The organism is Sphingomonas sp., assembly GCF_024508665.1.
Classification (GTDB): Bacteria; Pseudomonadota; Alphaproteobacteria; order Sphingomonadales; family Sphingomonadaceae; genus Sphingomonas.
In genome coordinates, this window is record NZ_JANINP010000007.1 from 1,009,068 (window position 1) to 1,028,421 (window position 19,354).

General features: G+C 64.5%; 23 protein-coding genes and 1 tRNA gene. 16 read left to right on the plus strand and 8 right to left on the minus strand.

Translation table 11 applies throughout. From position 1 onward, the window contains the following. Positions 1–175: 175 nt before the first annotated feature. A complete protein-coding gene (locus tag Q0L25_RS20000) occupies positions 176–1,639 on the plus strand; it encodes an NAD(P)/FAD-dependent oxidoreductase (protein ID WP_296617376.1) in 1,464 nt (487 codons plus the stop codon). An 81-nt stretch (positions 1,640–1,720) separates the two neighbouring features. Here Q0L25_RS20000 and rsmD read toward each other — a convergent pair whose 3' ends face one another. Both rsmD and Q0L25_RS20010 read right to left on the minus strand, forming a co-directional pair. Then, positions 1,721–2,257, minus strand: coding sequence for a 16S rRNA (guanine(966)-N(2))-methyltransferase RsmD (gene rsmD, locus Q0L25_RS20005; RefSeq protein WP_296617378.1), 537 nt, complete (start codon positions 2,255–2,257; stop codon positions 1,721–1,723). After that, the gene (locus Q0L25_RS20010; RefSeq protein ID WP_296617380.1) at positions 2,258–3,493 is read right to left on the minus strand and encodes a pseudouridine synthase; all 1,236 of its coding nucleotides are present in this window, start codon (positions 3,491–3,493) and stop codon (positions 2,258–2,260) included. 130 nt (positions 3,494–3,623) lie between these two features. Between Q0L25_RS20010 and Q0L25_RS20015 the strand changes: the two genes are divergently transcribed. The 5 genes from Q0L25_RS20015 (at position 3,624) to Q0L25_RS20035 (ending at position 8,142) form a co-directional block, all read left to right on the plus strand. Then, a complete protein-coding gene (locus tag Q0L25_RS20015) occupies positions 3,624–4,064 on the plus strand; it encodes a response regulator (RefSeq protein ID WP_296617381.1) in 441 nt (146 codons plus the stop codon). Positions 4,065–4,305: 241 nt separating this feature from the next. Next, entirely contained in the window at positions 4,306–5,793 is a 1,488-nt protein-coding gene (gatB, locus tag Q0L25_RS20020) for an Asp-tRNA(Asn)/Glu-tRNA(Gln) amidotransferase subunit GatB (protein ID WP_296617383.1), read from the plus strand. 96 nt (positions 5,794–5,889) lie between these two features. Further along, a complete protein-coding gene (locus Q0L25_RS20025; RefSeq protein ID WP_296617385.1) occupies positions 5,890–6,561 on the plus strand; it encodes a peptidylprolyl isomerase in 672 nt (223 codons plus the stop codon). Positions 6,562–6,664: 103 nt separating this feature from the next. Further along, positions 6,665–7,279, plus strand: a complete 615-nt coding sequence (locus tag Q0L25_RS20030) for a hypothetical protein (RefSeq protein ID WP_296617387.1) — start codon at positions 6,665–6,667, stop codon at positions 7,277–7,279. Further along, positions 7,276–8,142 carry a hypothetical protein gene (locus Q0L25_RS20035; RefSeq protein ID WP_296617388.1) on the plus strand — a complete coding sequence of 289 codons (867 nt, stop codon included), beginning with the start codon at positions 7,276–7,278 and terminating at the stop codon, positions 8,140–8,142. The genes Q0L25_RS20030 and Q0L25_RS20035 overlap by 4 nt, the downstream gene beginning before the upstream one ends. 23 nt (positions 8,143–8,165) lie before the next feature. On the opposite strand, the gene Q0L25_RS20040 is transcribed toward Q0L25_RS20035, so the two are convergent. Together Q0L25_RS20040 and Q0L25_RS20045 are read right to left on the minus strand one after the other, a co-directional pair. Next, positions 8,166–8,390, minus strand: a complete 225-nt coding sequence (locus Q0L25_RS20040; RefSeq protein WP_296617390.1) for a hypothetical protein — start codon at positions 8,388–8,390, stop codon at positions 8,166–8,168. 5 nt (positions 8,391–8,395) lie between these two features. Next, a complete protein-coding gene (locus Q0L25_RS20045) occupies positions 8,396–8,563 on the minus strand; it encodes a hypothetical protein (RefSeq protein ID WP_296617392.1) in 168 nt (55 codons plus the stop codon). Positions 8,564–8,671: 108 nt separating this feature from the next. On the opposite strand from Q0L25_RS20045, the gene Q0L25_RS20050 reads away from it, so the two are divergent. The 3 genes from Q0L25_RS20050 to Q0L25_RS20060 all read left to right on the plus strand — a co-directional run bounded on the left by Q0L25_RS20050 (position 8,672) and on the right by Q0L25_RS20060 (position 11,609). After that, positions 8,672–8,756 (plus strand) — tRNA-Leu (locus Q0L25_RS20050). Between the two features lie 63 nt (positions 8,757–8,819). Further along, entirely contained in the window at positions 8,820–10,481 is a 1,662-nt protein-coding gene (tig, locus tag Q0L25_RS20055) for a trigger factor (protein ID WP_296617393.1), read from the plus strand. Positions 10,482–10,682: 201 nt separating this feature from the next. Continuing rightward, positions 10,683–11,609, plus strand: coding sequence for a glycosyltransferase family 2 protein (locus Q0L25_RS20060; protein ID WP_296617395.1), 927 nt, complete (start codon positions 10,683–10,685; stop codon positions 11,607–11,609). A 129-nt stretch (positions 11,610–11,738) separates the two neighbouring features. Here Q0L25_RS20060 and Q0L25_RS20065 read toward each other — a convergent pair whose 3' ends face one another. After that, the gene (locus Q0L25_RS20065) at positions 11,739–12,638 is read right to left on the minus strand and encodes an AraC family transcriptional regulator (RefSeq protein WP_296617397.1); all 900 of its coding nucleotides are present in this window, start codon (positions 12,636–12,638) and stop codon (positions 11,739–11,741) included. Positions 12,639–12,733: 95 nt separating this feature from the next. Between Q0L25_RS20065 and Q0L25_RS20070 the strand changes: the two genes are divergently transcribed. Continuing rightward, complete coding sequence (locus Q0L25_RS20070) at positions 12,734–13,483, plus strand: SDR family oxidoreductase (RefSeq protein ID WP_296617399.1); 750 nt, start codon at positions 12,734–12,736, stop codon at positions 13,481–13,483. 48 nt (positions 13,484–13,531) lie between these two features. Then, entirely contained in the window at positions 13,532–13,699 is a 168-nt protein-coding gene (locus Q0L25_RS20075) for a hypothetical protein (RefSeq protein ID WP_296617401.1), read from the plus strand. Positions 13,700–13,735: 36 nt separating this feature from the next. On the opposite strand, the gene Q0L25_RS20080 is transcribed toward Q0L25_RS20075, so the two are convergent. Both Q0L25_RS20080 and Q0L25_RS20085 read right to left on the minus strand, forming a co-directional pair. Then, entirely contained in the window at positions 13,736–14,125 is a 390-nt protein-coding gene (locus Q0L25_RS20080; RefSeq protein ID WP_296617402.1) for a DOPA 4,5-dioxygenase family protein, read from the minus strand. Next, the gene (locus tag Q0L25_RS20085; protein ID WP_296617404.1) at positions 14,122–15,147 is read right to left on the minus strand and encodes an aldehyde reductase; all 1,026 of its coding nucleotides are present in this window, start codon (positions 15,145–15,147) and stop codon (positions 14,122–14,124) included. The genes Q0L25_RS20080 and Q0L25_RS20085 overlap by 4 nt, the downstream gene beginning before the upstream one ends. A gap of 175 nt (positions 15,148–15,322) precedes the next feature. On the opposite strand from Q0L25_RS20085, the gene clpP reads away from it, so the two are divergent. The 5 genes from clpP to Q0L25_RS20110 all read left to right on the plus strand — a co-directional run bounded on the left by clpP (position 15,323) and on the right by Q0L25_RS20110 (position 18,608). Next, on the plus strand, positions 15,323–16,000 hold the full coding sequence (clpP, locus tag Q0L25_RS20090; RefSeq protein ID WP_296617406.1) for an ATP-dependent Clp endopeptidase proteolytic subunit ClpP: 678 nt from the start codon (positions 15,323–15,325) through the stop codon (positions 15,998–16,000). Between the two features lie 21 nt (positions 16,001–16,021). Beyond that, positions 16,022–16,333 (plus strand): ribosomal protein L7/L12, encoded by a 312-nt coding sequence (locus Q0L25_RS20095; RefSeq protein ID WP_296617408.1) that lies wholly within the window; start codon positions 16,022–16,024, stop codon positions 16,331–16,333. Positions 16,334–16,437: 104 nt separating this feature from the next. Then, on the plus strand, positions 16,438–17,709 hold the full coding sequence (clpX, locus tag Q0L25_RS20100) for an ATP-dependent Clp protease ATP-binding subunit ClpX (protein WP_296617409.1): 1,272 nt from the start codon (positions 16,438–16,440) through the stop codon (positions 17,707–17,709). Positions 17,710–17,784: 75 nt separating this feature from the next. Further along, positions 17,785–18,030, plus strand: coding sequence for a DUF1272 domain-containing protein (locus tag Q0L25_RS20105; RefSeq protein ID WP_296617410.1), 246 nt, complete (start codon positions 17,785–17,787; stop codon positions 18,028–18,030). Beyond that, on the plus strand, positions 18,027–18,608 hold the full coding sequence (locus tag Q0L25_RS20110) for a GNAT family N-acetyltransferase (RefSeq protein WP_296617412.1): 582 nt from the start codon (positions 18,027–18,029) through the stop codon (positions 18,606–18,608). The genes Q0L25_RS20105 and Q0L25_RS20110 overlap by 4 nt, the downstream gene beginning before the upstream one ends. 140 nt (positions 18,609–18,748) lie before the next feature. Here the strand turns inward: Q0L25_RS20110 and Q0L25_RS20115 are convergent, their stop codons facing one another. Continuing rightward, positions 18,749–19,354: an isoprenylcysteine carboxylmethyltransferase family protein gene (locus Q0L25_RS20115; RefSeq protein ID WP_296617413.1), complete on the minus strand. Its 606-nt coding sequence runs from the start codon at positions 19,352–19,354 to the stop codon at positions 18,749–18,751.

Sequence of the window (19,354 nt, forward strand, 5' to 3'; positions counted from 1 at the left end):
GCCGCGCGACCGCTGTGCGATCGCCCCCTCACCCTCCCACTCGGCTAACGCCGAGCGGGCCCCTCCCTCTCCCACAAGGGGAGAGGGAGTCGGAGGCTAACTGACACCTATGTCAACAAGCCTCTTTGCAACCCGCGCAAAATCGAATATCCGGTATGGCGGAGAGGTAAAGCATATGGAGCATTTCGACGTCCTGGTCGTGGGCGCGGGCATCTCGGGGATCGGCGCGGGCTATTATCTGCAGTCGCAGAGTCCCGACCGCAGCTATGCGATCCTGGAAGGGCGGCCGCAGATGGGTGGCACGTGGGACCTGTTCCGCTATCCCGGCATCCGCTCGGATTCGGACATGTACACGCTGGGCTATGCGTTCAAGCCATGGACCGATGCCAAGGCGATTGCCGACGGGCCGGCAATCCTGAAATATCTCAAGGAAACGGCGGCCGAATACGGCATCGACAAGCACATCCGTTACAATCACCACGTCAAGAAGGCATCCTGGTCGACCGAAGATGCGCGTTGGACGGTCGAGGCCGACACCGCCGACGGACCGGTCACGCTGACTTGCAATTTCCTCTTCATGTGTTCGGGCTATTACAATTACGCCAAGGGCCATTCGCCCGAATTCGCCGGCGCGGAGGATTTCAAGGGGCGCATCGTCCACCCGCAATTCTGGCCGCAGGACCTCGATTATTCGGGCAAGAAAGTGGTGGTGATCGGCTCCGGCGCGACCGCGGTGACGCTGGTCCCGGCGATGGCCGACACGGCCGAGAGCGTCACCATGCTGCAGCGGTCGCCGACCTATATCGTCGCCAGGCCGGCCGAGGATAAATTGGCCAATTGGCTGCGCGCCAAGCTGCCGGGCAAGCTGGCCTATAGTCTGGTGCGCTGGCGCAATGTCCTGTTCGGGCTGTTCTTCTTCAATCAGGCGCGGAAGCATCCGGCGAAGGCGAAAGAGCGGATCATCGACATGGTCCGCGCCGAACTGCCCGGTCAAGACATCGAGACGCATTTCACGCCGCGCTACAATCCCTGGGATCAGCGCCTCTGCCTGGTCCCCGACGGCGACCTGTTCCGCGCGATCCGCGAGGGCAAGGCCGATGTCGTGACCGACACGATCGAGCGGTTCGTGCCCGAAGGACTCCTGCTCAAGTCCGGCAAGACGCTTCCGGCCGACGTGGTCGTGACCGCGACGGGGCTGGAACTGCAATTGCTGAGCGACGTCCAATTCTCTGTCGACGGCGAGGTCAAGGACCTGTCGCGGACGATCAATTACAAGGGCATGATGTATTCGGGCATCCCGAACATGGCCTCCTCGTTCGGCTATACCAATGCGTCCTGGACGCTGAAGGCGGACCTGACCTGCGCCTATGTCTGTCGCTTGCTCAACACGATGCGCAAGCGCGGGCTGCGTCAGGCGACGCCCCAGCCGAACGCGCCCGTCGGCGAGGAGCCGTTCCTCGATTTCACCTCGGGCTATGTCCAGCGCTCGATCGACAAATTCCCGCGCCAGGGCGACCGTAAGCCGTGGCGCGTCCACCAGAATTACATCCGCGACCTGATGGCGCTGAAATTCGGATCGGTCGACGACGAGATGAAATTCTCCAACCCTGTACCGAAGCCGGCGAAGAAGGCGGCGTGATAGTCGTCGCCCCGGCGCAGGCCGGGGCCTCAGGCGAAGGCGCGGTACGGCCAGCGGCCCCGGCCTTCGCCGGGGCGACGGTCAAGCCATCCGCAGCAGGGTCACGCGGGCTTTGCCGTAAATCTTCTCCGCATCGACCTCGAACCCCGCCATCTCGACGACCTCGTTGCGCGCGGTTTCGATGCTGACCCAGGTAGCTGGCCCGACCCAGCCGAGCCGGGCAAGCTTGTCCAACGCGACCATGCCGGCGCCGGTGCCGTAAGGGGGGTCCATCAGGATCAGGTCGAGCGGCGCTCGCGCCGGACCGAGCGCCAGGACCGATTGCGCGCGGACATCGGCCTTGGCGCCGAGCCTGGCGACGTTGGCGCGCAGGGCCTCCAAAGCGGCCTTGTCCTGCTCGACGAACAGGCAGGAGGCCGCGCCGCGCGAGAGCGCTTCCAATCCCAACGCACCCGAACCGGCGAAGAGATCCGCGACGGCCAGGCCCTCGAAGCTGCCAAGGCGGCTCGTCAGCATCGAGAACAAGGCTTCGCGCGTGCGGTCCGCGGTCGGGCGAGTCGCGTCACCTTTGGGGGCGACAAGCGGGCGGCCGCGCCACTGTCCGGCAATGATCCGCATCTATCGCGGCTTTCGCGGCGGGCGCGGTCCGCCGCGGGGGCTGGATGGGCCGCGCGACCCCGGCGAGCCCGAGGGACGCGCCGGGCCCGAAGGGCGCGTGGGGCCTCGCGATGAAGTCCCAGCGGGGCGAGCCGGGCGCTCCGGCCGTTCGGTCGTATCGCGCTCGCCGCGATCCTTGCGAAAATTGCGGGAGCGATCATTGCGCGTACCGGTCGAGCGCGTTGCCAGCGTTCCGTCGGCACGCTGGCGCGGGCCGGCTTTTGGCTTACCGGGGCGACCGGGCCGAACACTTTCTCCCTCGCCTCTCGGGGGGGAGGGTTGGGGAGAGGGCGCGCGGCGGGGGGCTTCAGCCTGCCAGCGCGGCCGTTCGGGCTCCGTCCGGGATCGGGGATTTCCTTGCCGGTTTGGTCGAGCGGGACGCGACCCGGCTGAAGGCGATGACGGCGATGGGGTCGCATGCGCGCTCGTCTGCTTGCGCGCCGGTTGCGGCAGATCGAGCCGGGTCGGATCCTTGCGGAACGAATCGATGTCGTGCGCGCGGACTTCGCCGATCGCGCCGACGGGCAGGTCGCCGAGCACGAACGGGCCGTAACGCGTGCGGATCAGCCGGCTGACCTCGAGCCCGAGATATTCCAGCACGCGCCGTACTTCGCGGTTCTTGCCTTCGGTCAGTTTGAGTTCGATCCAGACATTGGCGCCGGTGCGACGCTCCATATTCGCGTCGATGGCGCCGTAACGGACGCCCTCGATCTCGACGCCATGGATCAATTCCTCGAGCTGCGTCTGGGTCACATTGCCATAGGCACGGGCACGATAGACGCGCTCGACGCCGGTCGCCGGCAGTTCGAGCTGGCGCTTGAGCCCACCATCGGTGGTCAGCAGCAACAGCCCTTCGGTCGCGAGGTCGAGCCGGCCGACCGGAACCAGCCGCGGCAAGCCTTTGGGCAAGCGATCGTAGATCGTCGGACGACCCGCCGGATCGCGTTCGGTGACGAGCAGACCCTTGGGCTTGTGATAGAGGAACAGCCGCGCGGCTTCCGCCTCGCGCACCGGGTTGCCGTCGACGGTGACGCCGGCCAGCGAGGAGAGCAAGGTCGCGGGCGTCTCGATGACGACGCCATCGATCGCGACCCGGCCTTCGGCGATCATGCGTTCGACTTCGCGCCGCGAGGCGATTCCGGCACGCGCCAACATTTTTGCGATCCGCTGATCGTCGGGAGTCTTGGAGGGAGGCATTGGCGCGCCAATATACCGATTGGCAGGGGAACGGGGGAAAATTTACACCGGACCCGTTGCCGGGCGTTAAGCCACGCACACGTAACGACGCGCGGACGAAACGATCTGCGCGCGACTGGGTTGAACGATCATGGTGTTCGGACACGCAAAAAGAGTCATTACGCGCCTCCTCGTGTGCGAGGACGAGCCGCTGATCGCGTTCGAAAACGAACATTCGCTGATCGAACAGGGGTTCGAAGTCGTCGCCACGGTCGATCGCGTCGCCGACGCCATCGCGGTGCTGGCATCGGGTGTCGATGTCCATCTCGTCCTTGTCGATATCACCCTGGCCGATGGCAGCGGCATCGACGTCGCACGAGCGGCGCACGCCCGCGGCGTCTCGGTCGTCTTCGTTACCGGCGAATGCCCGGAGGGTGGCCGCGCCTTTGCTCGCGGCTGCCTCGCCAAACCCTATCGGCCGGCCGACCTGATCGCCGCGATCGCCGCGATCGACGGCCAGATCCAGGGACGGCCGCGCCCTCGCCGCCTGCCGCGCGGCTTCTCGCTGTTCGATCAGGAAGCGGCCGCGTAAGGTCGGTAGCCAAAACCGTCATCGAGCGAAAGTTGCGGTCTCATACGGTATTGCGCTTTCGTCCCAATAGCCCGTCATCCCAGCGAAAGCTGGGATCTCAAGCGATATCACGATGCGGCGGGAGACCCCAGCTTTCGCTGGGGTGACGATAGGGGCTTTTGCCGGAACGACGATCAAGCTTTCGTTTGGATGACGGTGTTGGGCTTGATGCGTGGTGACCCAAACGTCTATCTGCGCCGGCATGACCGAACCGCTCAGCACTGCCGCTCCCTCGACCTACCGCATCCACGGCGCCACCGGCGACTGGGAAGTGATCATCGGGCTCGAGGTGCACGCGCAGGTCACCTCGCAGGCAAAATTGTTCTCCGGCGCGGCGACCGCGTTCGGTGCCGAGCCCAACACGCAAGTGTCGCTGGTCGACGCGGCGATGCCCGGCATGCTGCCGGTGCCCAACCGCGAATGCATCCGCCAGGCGGTGCGCACCGGCATGGCCATCGACGCCAAGATCAACACATGGTCGCGGTTCGACCGCAAGAATTATTTCTACGCCGATCTGCCGCAGGGCTATCAGATCAGCCAGCTCTACCATCCTTTGGTCGGGGAGGGCGCGATCGAGATCGAGCTGGAAGGCGAGGCGGAGGCGACCAAGAAGATCGGCGTCGAGCGCATCCATGTCGAACAGGATGCCGGCAAGCTGATGCACGACCAGCATCCGACGCGCTCCTATGTCGACCTCAATCGCTCGGGCGTCGCGTTGATGGAGATCGTCAGCAAGCCCGACATGCGCTCGCCGGCCGAAGCCGGGGCCTATCTGACCAAGCTGCGCTCGATCCTGCGCTATGTCGGATCGTGCGACGGAAATATGGACCAGGGCTCGATGCGCGCCGACGTCAACGTCTCGGTCCGCAAGCCGGGCGGCGAGTTCGGCACGCGCACCGAGACCAAGAACGTCAACTCGATCCGCTTCGTCATGCAGGCGATCGAGCATGAGGCGTCGCGTCAGGTCGACGTGCTCGAATCGGGCGGCCAGATCGTCCAGGAGACGCGGCTGTTCAATCCTGACACCGGCACGACGCGGTCGATGCGGTCGAAGGAAGACGCGCACGATTACCGCTATTTCCCCGATCCCGACCTGCTGCCGCTCGAGCTCGACGACGCGTTCCTGGAAGCTTGCCGCGACAGTCTCCCTGAGCTGCCCGACGCCAAGCGTGCGCGGTACGAAGCGCAGGGAATCACGCCCTACCAGGCCGCGGTGCTGACCGCCGAAGTCGAAACCGCGCGCTGGTTCGACGCTTTGCTCGACGAAGGCGCCAAGCCTGTCGCCGCCGCGAACTGGGTGTCGTCGGAATTGTTTGGGGCGCTCAACCGGCTGGGCAAGGACATCACCGAATCGCCGGTCACCCCGGGCCAGGCCGCGGAATTGCTCGCGCTGGTCGCCAACGGCACCTTGTCGGGCAGCCTTGCCAAGCAGGTGTTCGAGGTGATGCTCGAAACCGGCGACGCGCCGGGCAAGATCGTCGAGGAGCGCGGGCTCAAGCAGACCAGCGATACCGGCGCGATCGAGGCGGTGATCGCCGACGTGCTGGCGAAGAATCCGAACCAGCTGGAGCAGTATCGCGGCGGCAAGGAGGCCCTGTTCGGCTTCTTCGTCGGCCAGACGATGAAGGCGATGGGCGGCAAGGCCAATCCCGGCGTGGTCAACGAATTGCTCAAGAAGGCGTTGTCCTGAGGAGTAGCGCCGTTCGAGCCGCCGGGGGGTGCCGCTAAGGGCAGTTGCCGCCGCATGTCCGGCGAAATAGGCTGACTCTCAAAAGGAGTGAGGATTATGCGGCGACTGATCACCATGACGCTGGGCCTGTTGGCGACGCCGGTGCTGGCGCAGACAAGTCCCGCGCCTGCGCCGCAGCCCGCGCCTGCGCCTGCGCCTGCCGTCGCGCCGACACCTGCGCCTGCCTTGCCGCGCGTGAAGATCGACACCACGGCCGGCAGTTTCACGGTCGAGGTCGAGACGGTGAAGGCGCCGGTCACCGCCGCCAATTTCCTGCATTATGTCGACCAGAAGAAGCTGGACGGCATCACCTTCTATCGCACGTGCAAGGTCGCCGACAAATTCGGCTTCGTGCAGTTCGGCACCAATGGCGATCCCAAGCGGACACTGCCGCCGATCAAGCACGAGCCGACTACGATCACCGGCCTGAAGCATCTCAACGGAACGCTCTCGACCGCGCGGCTGGAGCCGGGCTCGGCGCGAGGGGACTTCACCATCAGCGTCGGCGACCAGCCGTCGTTCGATGCCGATCCGTCCAAACCCGACGACGCGCTCAAGACCAATCTCGGCTATGCCGCGTTCGGCCGTGTGGTCGACGGCATGGACGTCGTGCTGAAAATCTTCGACGCACCGATTGACCCCAATGCAACCGTGCGCGGGTCGTTCAAGGGAGAGGTCCCTGCGGCGCCGGTGCGCGTCCTGAGCGCTCGCAGGCTGCCCAAGGGCTGACCTGCCACAACGGGTCGGGCGCCTACTTGTCCGGCCTTTACCGCTGGTTATGGTGCGCCCCCGGGGGACGCGGCGATTCGCCGCATCCGAAATGGGGGATCGCATGAAAATGCATGATTTGGCCGCGGTCGCGGTCATGGTCGCGCTGCCGTTCGGCGGAACGCCGGCAGCGGCACAGGAAAAGTCCGTCTATCTCGCCGACAGCGCGTCGCCGTTCGGCGTCCCGACGGTGACCAATGCCGACGCGCAATCGGTGACCATGCCGAAGCTCGATTATACTCCGAGCGGTACCGAAGCCGCAGATTTCGACAAATATTACGTCTTTCACCGCGCCGATACGGATTTTGCCACGGCCTATGGCGACATTGCCGAGTGCGATAATTATGCGCGCGGCCTGCAGAGCGGTATCAGCGACGTGCAGGTGCCCTATCCCTATGCCGGGACGATGGCCGGCGCGCTTGGTGGCGCGATCGGCAGCGCGGTGGCGATGGCGATCTTCGGCTCGGCCGAAAAGCGCCGCCTGCGTCGCGTCAACATGCGCACTTGCATGAACTTCAAGGGCTATGACCGCTATGGTTTGCCCAAGGCGCTGTGGGACGAGTTCAACTTCGAAGAAGGTCTGTCGGGCGTCAACGAGGAGAAGCGCCAGCATTACCTCAAGCAACAAGCGCTGGTCGCTTCGTCGGGCAAGCTGCAGGGAAAGGTTCTTGGGCTGTGAAGACATTGTTGCCCTGTGCGCTGATTGCGCTCTCGCTCGCCGTTCCCGCGATTGGCAAGGAGAAGGCGCCGGTCTTCGTCGAAACCGTCGCGGTCAAGGACAAGCCCGCCGTCGCTCTCAATCCGACCAAAGCCTATGTCATGCTGCGGTCGGACATGGCTGTATCGCTCTATTTGATGAAGGTGCCCACCGCCGACGATCAGGCGAGCTACGACAAGTTTCGCGCCGACGCGCTGGCCAAGGCGCATGAGAAATACGTCAAGAAGCAGGCGCAATATGATGCGGCGGTGAAGGAAAAGGCTAGTGCCCCGAAGGGCGCGGCGCTGCCGCCTTTGCCCGACAAGCCGATCGAACCCACCGAAGCGAACTTTCAGTTCACGCCGTTCCCGTTACTGGCTGGCGTCTCGATCGGTCCGATGAATCGCTTCGCCAAGGCCGATGGTGGCCTGTCGACCTACCTCCAGGAGCTGACGCCCGGCGAATATCGCATCTACGGACCGCTCGCCATGGCGCCTAATGGCGCGGTGGGCAGCTGTTTCTGCATGGGAAGCGTGGCCTTCGCGGCGAAAGCGGGCGAGATCGTCGATCTTGGCGTCATCGCGGCCAAGGCCAATCTGACGGTCAAGCGTCCGGAGGGCGATTCTTCGGCACCCGTCATATTGGATGGACCGTTTCTGGTGCCGGCGGGCGCCAGCGTCGTAGTCGATCCGCGGTTGAGCAGTGCGCACGTCGTGCCTGCGCGTTTCCGGCCAGTCGGCAAGTTGCCCAATTATTTCGGGCTGACGATCAACCGGATGCCGGCGATTCCGGGCGTGATGCGCTATGACCGCGATCGCATCGTCGATCTGACTGCCGGGAACTGATCGATCCGCAGGGCGGCGGCGCGCTATTGCGCGTCGTCGTCCTGGTTCTTGGTCTCGCCGCCCGTGCCGGCATTGCCGGAGAACAGGCCGGGCGCGGTCATGCTGTCGGGTTCGGGGCCGCCTTCGCCGCGTTCGACCGCATCCTTGCGAGCTTCGACTTCCTGCTGGAGGTCGCTGCGGGGGTCGCCCTTGCGAGCGTCTCGTTCGCGTTCGCCGGCAGCATCTGCTTGCGTGTTTCGATCGGTCATCGGGATCATCCTTGCGGGTTGGCGGGGCCGGTCGGCTGTTCGCCGGGGGAGGGCACGTCGATGTCCGGCATCGGTGGCGCGATCTCGGGCGGAGCGGGGGTCGGTTGGGCCGGCTGACTCGGTTCGGGCGGTTGGCTGGGCGGCGGTGTTTCGGGTGGGGGATTAGTGGCCATGATGGGTTTCCTCTCAACCCATCAACGCCTTTATGCTCCCTCAGGTTGCCAAGCGGGTTGCTCCCGGTGCGGCAGTTGCTATAGACGCCGCCGACCGGCGGTCCTCTCGCGGGCGTGGCGGAACTGGTAGACGCGCTGGATTTAGGTTCCAGTATCGCAAGATGTGGGGGTTCGAGTCCCTTCGCCCGCACCAGTCCCCGCGCTTTTGGGCGGGGTTGGCCACCAACAAGATTTCCGGAAAAGAAGAAGGCCTGAAATGCAGACTGTCGAGACGTTGAACGAAGGGCTCAAGCGCGCCTACACGCTGACGATCACCGCCAAGGAGATCGACGCCAAGGTCGATGCCGAGGTGAAGCGCGTGGCCCCACAGGTCCGTATGCCCGGCTTCCGCCCCGGCAAGGTGCCCGCCAATCTGGTGCGCAAGATGCACGGCGAGGCGCTGACCCAGGACGCGCTCAACGCTGCGATTCAGGAAGGCATCCAGACGCTGATCGGCAAGGAAAAACTGCGTCCGGCGATGCAGCCCTCGGTCAAGCTCGAGAATGATTATGAGAAGGGCAAGGACGCCGAGCTCAAGATCGAGCTCGAAATCCTGCCCGACGTGCCGACGCCCGCGATCGACAAGCTCAAGCTCGACCGCCTGACCGTTCCGGCCGGCGAGGACGAGATCCAGGCGCAGCTCGAGAAGTTCGCCGCGCAGCAGAAGAATTGGGAAGACACCAAGGACGGTTACAAGGCCAAGCAGGGCGACCTCGTCACGCTCGACTTCGTCGGCAAGGACAAGGACGGCGTCGCGTTCGAGGGCGGCACCGGCACCGACATGGCGGTCGAGATCGGCTCGGGCCGGCTGATCCCCGGCTTCGAGGACCAGGTCGTCGGCGTGAAGGCGGGTGACGAGAAGACCATCAAGGTGACCTTCCCGGACGATTATCCCGCCGAGAATCTGGCGGGCCAGCCGGCGACGTTCGACCTGACCGTCAAGTCGGTGAAGACTGCGGGTGAGACCAAGATCGACGACAGCCTGGCCAAGTCGCTCGGCCTCAACGATCTCGAGCAGCTCAAGGGTCTGCTCAAGGGCCAGATCGAGCAGGAACTCAACGGCCTGACGCGCACCCATATGAAGCGCAAGCTGCTCGACCAGCTCGCTGCCGGCCATGATTTCCCGGTGCCGCCGTCGATGGTCGCCGCCGAGTTCGAGCAGATCTGGGAACAGCTCAAGCACGAAGCGACGCACGAGCCGGATCCCGAAGCGGCGCTGGCCGAGATGGAAGCCGAGCGTGAGGATTATCAGGCGATCGCCGAGCGCCGCGTGCGCCTGGGCCTGTTGCTGTCCGAGATCGGCCAGGCCAACGGCATCGAGGTCACCAATCAGGAGATGAGCCGGCTGATCAGCCAGGCGGCCGCGCAATATGCGCCGCAGGACCAGCAGCGCTTCGTCGAATATATCCGCAACGAGCCGATGGCCGCCGCTCAGCTGCGCGCGCCGCTCTATGAGGACAAGGTCGTCGACTTCCTGTTCTCGACCGCGGACATCACCGACCGCGAAGTGACTCGCGCCGAGCTCGAGGAAGCGATCGAGTCGGAAGACGGCTTCGCCACCGGCACGCATCATCACGACCACGACAATCACAAGCCCAAGGCGAAGAAGGCCGCCGCCAAGAAGGCGCCGGCCGCCAAGGCGGACAAGGCCGAGAAGGCAGACGACGCCAGGGCCGAGGAGCCGGTGAAGAAGGCAGCGACCAAGAAGGCGCCGTCCAAGTCGGACGAGAAGGTCGAGGCGCCCGCCGACGAGTTGAAGGCCGAAGAACCGGTCAAGAAGGCCGCGACCAAGAAGGCTCCGGCCGCCAAGGCGGAAGCCGCCGAGGAAGCTCCTGCCAAGAAGCCGGCCGCCAAGAAGGCTCCGGCGAAGAAGGGGTAATGGAATAATCCCTCTCCCCTTGCGGGAGAGGGATGCGTAGACTTGGGTTTCGCGCAGCGAGACCCTAGTCGGAGCTGGGAGAGGGGTGCGGTCCGCGGGACCGCGCGGAGCTACGCTCCGCACACCCTCTCCAAGCTACGCTAGGCAGCAAGCTGCCAAGCTTCGCTATCCTCTCCCGTCAAGGGAGAGGAAGGGGTGGGAATGACCGAACCACGTATCGCAGTCCTGCTACCCTGCTATAACGAGGAAGCCGCGATCGCGCAGACCGTCGCGGGGTTCCGCGCCGCGCTGCCGAGCGCGACGATCTACGTTTACGACAACAATTCGAAGGACCGCACGGTCGAGGTCGCGCATGCGGCCGGCGCGGTCGTGCGATCGGAGCGGATGCAGGGCAAGGGCAATGTCGTCCGCCGCATGTTCGCCGATATCGATGCGGACGTCTATGTCATGGCCGATGGCGATGCGACCTATGATGCCGAGGCCGCGCCACAGCTTGTCCGGCGGTTGATCGAAGAGCAACTCGACATGGTGGTCGGCAGCCGCGTGACGCAGCAGGACGCCGCCTATCGCCGCGGGCATGTCATGGGCAACAAGCTGCTGACCGGCATGCTCGCGAAATTGTTCGGGCGGAGTTTCACCGATATTCTATCGGGTTACCGCGTTTTTTCGCGACGCTTCGTAAAGAGCTTCCCAGTCCTCTCCGGCGGGTTCGAGATCGAGACCGAGATCAGCGTCCACGCGCTCGAACTGCGTATGCCGGTGGGCGAGGTCGAGACGCGCTATTTCGCGCGGCCCGAGGGATCGGCGTCGAAACTGTCGACCTATTCGGACGGCTTCCGCATCCTCAACACGATCGTCACCTTGTACCGGATCGAGCGGCCCTTGCTGTTCTTCGGCGCGATCGGCGGCCTGCTCGCGCTGCTGGCGCTGGCGCTCGGCATCCCGCTAGCGATCACCTATTATCACACGCATCTGGTGCCGCGCCTTCCGACAGCGATCATGGCGACCGGACTGATCATCCTGGCCGCCTTGTGCCTCTTTGCCGGACTGATCCTCGACACTGTGGTGCGCGGGAGGCGTGAGGTGAGGCGGCTGGCCTATCTCGGGCATCCCGCGCCGGGTGGGTGAGTCGGCTTTCGGGTGCGAAGTCGAAGCCCCGCCGACGACTGAAATTGGCTTCAGCTGTGGGTCGGTCGCTAACCTGCCAACCGCTTGTGGATGTTCGGAGCGGGTAGAAAGTGCTCGCAGGCATTGACCTCAAGCGACGGCGCGCGCGAACTTGCCGGGCGGGCATCCGACGCGCTTACGAAACGCAGTGCTGAAGGCGCTCGCCGATTCGTAGCCTATCTCTTCTGCGATCCGATCTAGCGTCTTCTCGCCGCGGGCCAGAGCGTCCTTGGCGATCGCCATGCGCCAGCGCATCAGATACTCGATTGGCGCGCATCCCAACACTTCACCGAACCGGGCCGAGAAGGCAGAGCGCGACATGCCCGCGATGCTCGCGAGTTCGGCCACCGTCCAGTTGGCGCGGACATCGGCATGGATCGCCTGTAGTGCGTGGGCGATCGCCGAGTCCTGCATCCCGCTAAGCAGGCCCGCCGGAACGGCCTCGTTGCCAAGGCTGCGCCAGCGAAGCGCTTCGACCAGCAACGCTTCCAGCATTCGCTGAATGATCAGTTCCTTGCCGGGATAATCGGTGGCGCATTCCTCGGCCAGGAGATCGATCAATCGTCCGAACCGCGTCGAACGGCCTTCCGACGCCGGGATATGGATACGCTCGGGCAAAAGCGACAGCAGGAGGGGGCTGTTCACCCGTTCGAAGGCAAAGCTGCCACCCAACGCGATGAAGTCGGGCGTACCATCGGGGTCGCCATGCCGGACGGCTTCGTGACGCGGCGCGACAGGCGTGCCGGCGATATGGGGTTCGCTCGCCAGCGAGAAAGCAGGCGTGGTCGGCAGCAACAAGAAATCGCCCTCGGTCAGGCGCAGCGGCTCTTTTCCGGGAAAGGTTAGCCATGCCTCACCCAAGAGGATGATCGTAAAGCCAGGCGCGTCATGCGCGTCGTAACGAACAGCCCAACGCCCCCTTCCCGATATCGGCTTCGAAACCGCGGCGCTCGGCCGCAACAGCGCAATGATGTCACTAAGCGGATCCATATTCTGGACGATCCATAAAGTAATTTGGAGCAATCATTATGGATCGTACGAGGCAACATGTCTATCTCCCTATCATCGCACTCAAGGAGACTGACATGACCAGGACAATCCTCATCACCGGAACCTCGTCGGGTTATGGCAAGGCGATCACCGAACATTTCCTCGCGCGGGATTGGAACGTGATCGCCACCATGCGGCGGCCCGAAGCGGCCAATTTTGGTGGCAATACCAACCGCTTGCGGGTTCTGCCGCTCGACGTCACCGACGAAGCAAGCATAGCGACGCTGTTTGAGAGCGCTGGTCCTGTCGACGTGCTGGTGAATAACGCCGGCATCGGAGCGGTCGGGGCGTTCGAAGTGACGCCGATGTCGCTGGTCCGCCAGCTGCTCGAGACCAACACGATCGGCGTTATGGCGATGTGCCAGGCGGTCATCCCGCAGATGCGTGCGCGCCGCTCGGGCATCATCGTCAATGTGACCTCGAGCGTCACGCTGGGGGCTTTCCCGCTGGCTGCCGCCTACACCGCGAGCAAACAGGCCGTCGAGGGCTTCACCGGCTCGCTTGCCCATGAGCTCGGCTATTTCGGTGTCTCGGTAAAGCTGGTTGAGCCTGGTTACGCACCGACCACCAACTTCGGCGCGAACGCTATCATTCCGTTCGACCAGCTGCTTCCGGGCGAGTACGCCGATTTTGCCAAGCCGATCATGGAAGGCTTTGCCTCACCAGCGCTGACCACCCGCGAGAGCGATGTGGCCGATGGCGTCTGGAACGCGGTGCATGATGCAAGCGGTCGGCTTCGGTTCGCCGCTGGGCCTGATGCTGTAGCGCTTGCTGAAGCACGTTGACGCCCGTCCTATGCCGCGTCGCGGAATGGCATGGCCCTACTTATTCCAATGCCTGTTCGGACGGTGGCGCGCAGCCGCCGTTATGGCCATCTGCCTGTCACTTTCCTGCATGTCATGCACGCGATGCGCCAGGACCGGGTCGCCGCGCACCCAGATTACGCAATCGAGCTCAAGCCCGTTCCGCGCGGTATCAGGATCGGCCTGGCGTTAGGGTGAACGAGCGATGGTCGCTTGCCGAGCTTGCCCCAATTCCTAGAAGTCACTGATCCCGAACCGAGCGACCCCCTGATTATGCCCCGGCGGATCGAGGACGCTGATGTCGAGCTCGAGCGGCTGACCGATCCAGTGCGCGAGTGTCGTATGGTCGGCGACATCGTCGTCGGTCAGAGGATGGACCAGGGCGCGGAGGCCGGTGGTTTCGATCGCGCGCGACACCATTGCGCCGGCGCTGGCGGAGAAATGGATCTCGAACTGCGCGATCGGATGCGGTCCGACCGGGCCGTCGGTCATCCGGCCGATGAACAGGATGGGCGCTACATCGTCGACCATCATGTCGGCAAAGGTCGCGCGCAGTCTCTCCGCGGCGCTGCGTTCCGACGCATCGTAATAGATGTGCGCATGCCAGGGCGCATTGTCGTTCATGCCACGATCCCGAGCCGGATCAGGCTTTCGCCCGAGGCAAGAATCGCTTCCTCATTCGATCGGAATTGCCAGCCGAGCAGCTCGCGCGCCTTGGCATTGCTCGCTTCGCCCTTGATGCCCAGCCGCGGCAGCGCCTCGCGCGCCAACGGATTGAACAATGCGACCACGCGAACAAGCCAGTCGGGCAGCTTGCGCAGCTTCGCCCTGGCGGCTTTCTCGCCCAGGCCGCGCTGGAGCATCTCCGACACGTCATATGCCGACACCACGTTCCCCGCGACCGCCAGGAAGCGTTGGTTCTTCGCGGCAGGGGCAGTCATCGCCTTGACCTGCAGGCCGGCGACGTCGCGCACATCGACCGCGCCGAAATAGAGGCGTGGCGCGCCGGGCACCTTGCCGAGCAGCATCTGGCGCAAGAGCTCGATCGAACTCGACAGATCCTCGTTGAGCGCCGGACCGAAGATGCCGACGGGATTGATCACCGCCAGCTCCATCGCGCCGCCCTCTCGTTCGATGAAATCCCAGGCCGCGCGCTCGGCCAGCGTCTTCGACTTCTGATAGGCCTGGACGCCCGGACCATCCACGTCGGTCCAATCCTCTTCGGTGAAGACCTTCTCGCCTTTGCCATGGCCATATCCGATCGCGGCGTAGGAGGAGGTAAGGACGACGCGCTTCACGCCGGCGTCCCGCGCCGCGCGCAGCACGCGAAGCGTGCCGTCGACCGCCGGGCGGATCAGCTCGTTTTCGTCCCTGGGCTGCTGCAGCGGAAACGGGGAGGCGACGTGCTGGACGTAGTCGCATCCCGCAACCGCGTCGGCCCAGCCGGCATCCTGGTTGAGATCGGCCGCGACGAAGCTCAGCCGGTCGAGGTTCTTCGCCCCGGCCTGCGCGAGCGTGTCGCGCACCTTCTGCTCCTTCGCCAGCGACCGCACGGTCGTTCGGACGTCATGCCCTGCGTCGAGCAATTGCAGGATGACGTGCCCGCCGACGAAACCCGATCCGCCCGTGACCAGAACCTTGCTCATATCCGCCCCTCCTTCTTATCGAGAGGGACGTGGGGCTGCGGATATGGCGATGCAAGGCTCCGAGCGGAGCGCCGAAAACCGCGCCGCGTCGCCGTTCACCATCGCGCCCCCTTGCGCCCCGCCGGACGAGCGCCGATGTAGGGCCGGCAAGGCATAAGGACCTGAGAGACTTCACATGCATAATCCGTTCGAAACCGGCCAGTTCGCTCCTCCCGGCTTCCGCGTCGACCCCGTGACCGGCGGCCTCGTGCCGATCGTCATCGAGCAGTCGAACCGCGGTGAGCGCAGCTTCGACATCTATTCGCGGCTGCTGCGGGAGCGGATCATCTTCCTGGTCGGCCCGGTCGAGGACCATATGGCCTCGCTGATCACCGCGCAGTTGTTGTTCCTGGAATCGGAGAATCCGAAGAAGGACATCTACATGTACATCAACTCGCCGGGCGGCGTCGTCACGGCGGGCATGGCGATCCACGACACGATGCAATATATCCGTCCGCGCGTCGGCACGGTGTGCATCGGCCAGGCGGCGTCGATGGGCAGCTTCCTGCTCGCGGCGGGCGAGCCCGGCATGCGGGTCGCGCTGACCAATGCGCGGATCATGATCCACCAGCCGTCGGGCGGCGCGCAGGGCATGGCTTCGGACATCGAGATCCAGGCCAAGGAGATTCTGCGCATTCGCCAGCGGATGAACGATCTCTATTCGAAATATACCGGCCAGCCGATTGACGTGATCGAGCGCTCGATGGACCGCGACAATTTCCTCGAGGCCGAGGAGGCCAAGGCTTTCGGTCTCGTCGACGAAGTGTTCGACAAGCGTCCGGCGCCGGCCGACGATCAGGCGCAGGCGGCTTGAGGTTGCGGCAGGGGCGGGGGAATGTTCGTTCCGCTGCCCCTGCTGATCCTTGCGGGACTGGTCTTTCTGGTCTTGCTGGGGATGGCGTTGCCGCGGCGCGGTCGATCGGACGATTTGATCGCGCCGCCACGGCCGCGCGAGCAGCCGGTGGCGGTCCTGGCCGGACAAAAGCTGGAATTATCCGGCGAAACGCGGGTAGAGGTCGAACGGTTGCTGGCCAACGATCAGGTAATCAACGCGATCAAATTGGTCCGCGAAGCGACTGGATCGGGACTGAAAGATGCCAAGGACGCGGTCGACGAAATGCGGCGATCCGTCCCGCTATCGCGATAACGCGGTTAAGGCGACGTGATTTTTATTGTGGGTTTACGGTGGTGCGCTAACATGCTCGCCCGAAAACGGTACGCGCCCGTATCCGCGCGTGACGAGGTGATTGAATGCCAAAGTTAGATGGCGGCGATTCGAAGAGTACGCTTTATTGCTCGTTCTGCGGGAAATCGCAGCACGAAGTGAGGAAGCTCATCGCCGGCCCGACCGTGTTTATCTGCGACGAGTGCGTGGAGCTCTGCAACGACATCATCCGTGAGGAAACCAAGTCGGCATTGGTCTCCAAGAAGGACGGTGGCGTCCCCACGCCGCAGGAAATCTGCGACGTGCTCGACGATTATGTGATCGGCCAGAAGCAGGCCAAGCGCGTGCTCTCGGTCGCGGTGCACAACCATTACAAGCGGCTCAACCACGGCGCCAAGGGCGCCGATGTCGAGCTCGCCAAGTCGAACATCCTGCTGGTCGGCCCGACCGGGTGCGGCAAGACGTTGCTCGCCCAGACGCTGGCGCGCATCCTCGACGTGCCGTTCACCATGGCCGATGCGACGACGCTGACGGAGGCCGGCTATGTCGGCGAGGATGTCGAGAACATCATCCTCAAGCTGCTCCAGGCCTCCGACTATAATGTCGAGCGGGCGCAGCGCGGCATCGTCTATATCGACGAGATCGACAAGATCAGCCGCAAGGCGGAGAATCCCTCGATCACCCGCGACGTGTCGGGCGAAGGCGTGCAGCAGGCGCTGCTCAAGCTGATGGAAGGCACGACCGCGAGCGTCCCGCCGCAGGGCGGCCGCAAGCATCCGCAGCAGGAATTCCTCCAGGTCGACACGACCAACATCCTGTTCATCTGCGGCGGCGCCTTCTCGGGACTCGAGAAGATCATCGGCGACCGCCTGCAGGGCAAGTCGATCGGGTTCGGCGCGCATGTCGCCGCGCCCGACGAGCGCCGCACCGGCGAAGTGCTGAAATCGGTCGAGCCCGAGGATCTGCTGAAGTTCGGCCTGATCCCCGAATTCGTCGGCCGCCTGCCGGTGATCGCGACGCTCGAGGACCTCGACGAGGTGGCCCTGGTCAAGATCCTGGCCGAGCCGAAAAACGCCTTGGTCAAACAGTATCAGAAGCTGTTCGACATGGAGGACGTGAAGCTCGGCTTCACCGACGACGCGCTGTCGACGGTCGCGCGCAAGGCGATCGATCGCAAGACCGGCGCGCGGGGTCTGCGTTCGATCCTGGAGGGCATTCTCCTCGACACGATGTTCGACCTGCCCGGCATGGACGGCGTAGACGAAGTGATGATCGACAAGGACGTGGTCGAGGGCCGCAAGGACCCGATCCGCGTCTATGCCAAGAAGGAAAAGGAAAAGGCTGGCGACGCCGCCTGATCCGGATTTCCGATGGTGATATAAGATACGGGCGCCGATCGTTTCGACCGGCGCCCGTTTTCGTTGGAGGGGGCGATGCTCGAACTGAGACCGAATTGCGAATGCTGCGGCCACGACTTGCCGCCCGACAGCCCCGACGCACGCATCTGCACGTTCGAATGCACTTTTTGCGCGGATTGCGCCGAAGGCGTGCTCGGTGGCGCCTGTCCCAATTGCGGCGGTAACTTCGCGGCCCGGCCGATCCGTCCGGCGGCGATGCTCGCACGCTATCCAGCGTCGACCAAGCGGGTGTTCAAACCCGACGGGTGCAAGGCGGCATGATCCGAGTCGCGACCCGGGCGGATCGTGACGCCGTCGCCGTGACGCTCGCGCGCGCCTTCGCCGATGACCCGGCGACCTCGTACATCTTTCCAGACCGCGCCGATCGCGTGAAGCGGCTGCCGCGCATGTTCCGGCTGATCTTCGACGAGGATGCGGGCGGCATGCCGCTCGTCACCGGGAGCGGCGAGGCGGCGACCTTGTGGCGCCGCCCGGGACAGGCCGAGATCGGCAAGCTCGAGATGCTCAAGCAATTATTCCCGTTGATCGGCGCGTTCGGGTCGTCGCTGGCGCGCGCGATGCGTGTGGGCGATGCGATCGACGCGCATCATCCTTCGGGGACCTATTGGTATCTGCATATTGCCGGGGTCGATCCCGCGCACCAGGGCAGGGGCCTGGGCTCGGCGTCGATCCGTCAGGGGCTCGCCAAGGCGCGCGAGGACGGTGTGCCGGCGTTCCTCGAGACCGCGACCCCGCGCAATGTCAGCCTCTACCAGTCGCTGGGGTTCGAGGTGATCGACGAATGGGATGTGCCCAAAGGTGGGCCGCATTTTTGGTCGATGCTGAATCCGAGGCCATAAGGCGCATCGCGCATCCTGCCGTCATCCCCGCGCAAGCGGGGACCCATCTCCGGCAGGAGCCCCAGATACGACCGGCTGTATGGGGGAGGGTTTTGGAGCTGGGTCCCCGCTTGCGCGGGGATGACGGTTTGACGACGCGTTCAAAAAACTCCCGGCACGAACCGTTTCACCCGCGCCGCATAATCGTCATACGCCGCGCCGAATTGCGCCCTGAGCAGGCGCTCCTCGTGCGCGACCCGCATCCAGGTGCCGAGCGCATAAAGCGGTATGCCGACGATCAGGTTGCGCGTGTGGCCGAACGCGATCGCCATCGCGATCATGAAACCGAACAGCGCGACATAGATCGGATTACGGACGACCGCGAAAGGCCCCGACTGGACCAAAGTGTGATCGGCGCGCGTCCGCGCGACCAATGCCCAATTCTTGCCCATCGCATAGGACGAGGCGTCGAACAGCCACACCGCGCCGAGCATCAGCGCCAATACGACCACGGCCTCGACGATCGCCATGGCGGATAACGGATCGAGCTCGACCTGCACCGGGCCAAAGCCCACAATGCCGATGCCGATCCCCTGGACCACGATCCAGAGCCAGGTGATCGAGGCGCGCTGCGACAAGGGGGCGGTCCCGGCTTTTGCCGCGCGATGCCGTGCCGCCATCAATGCGACGAAAAAGGCCAGGAAACCGACCATGATCGCGGCGAGGCCGGGCAGGGCGACGGCGTCGTTCGGGAAAGCGTGCTGCAT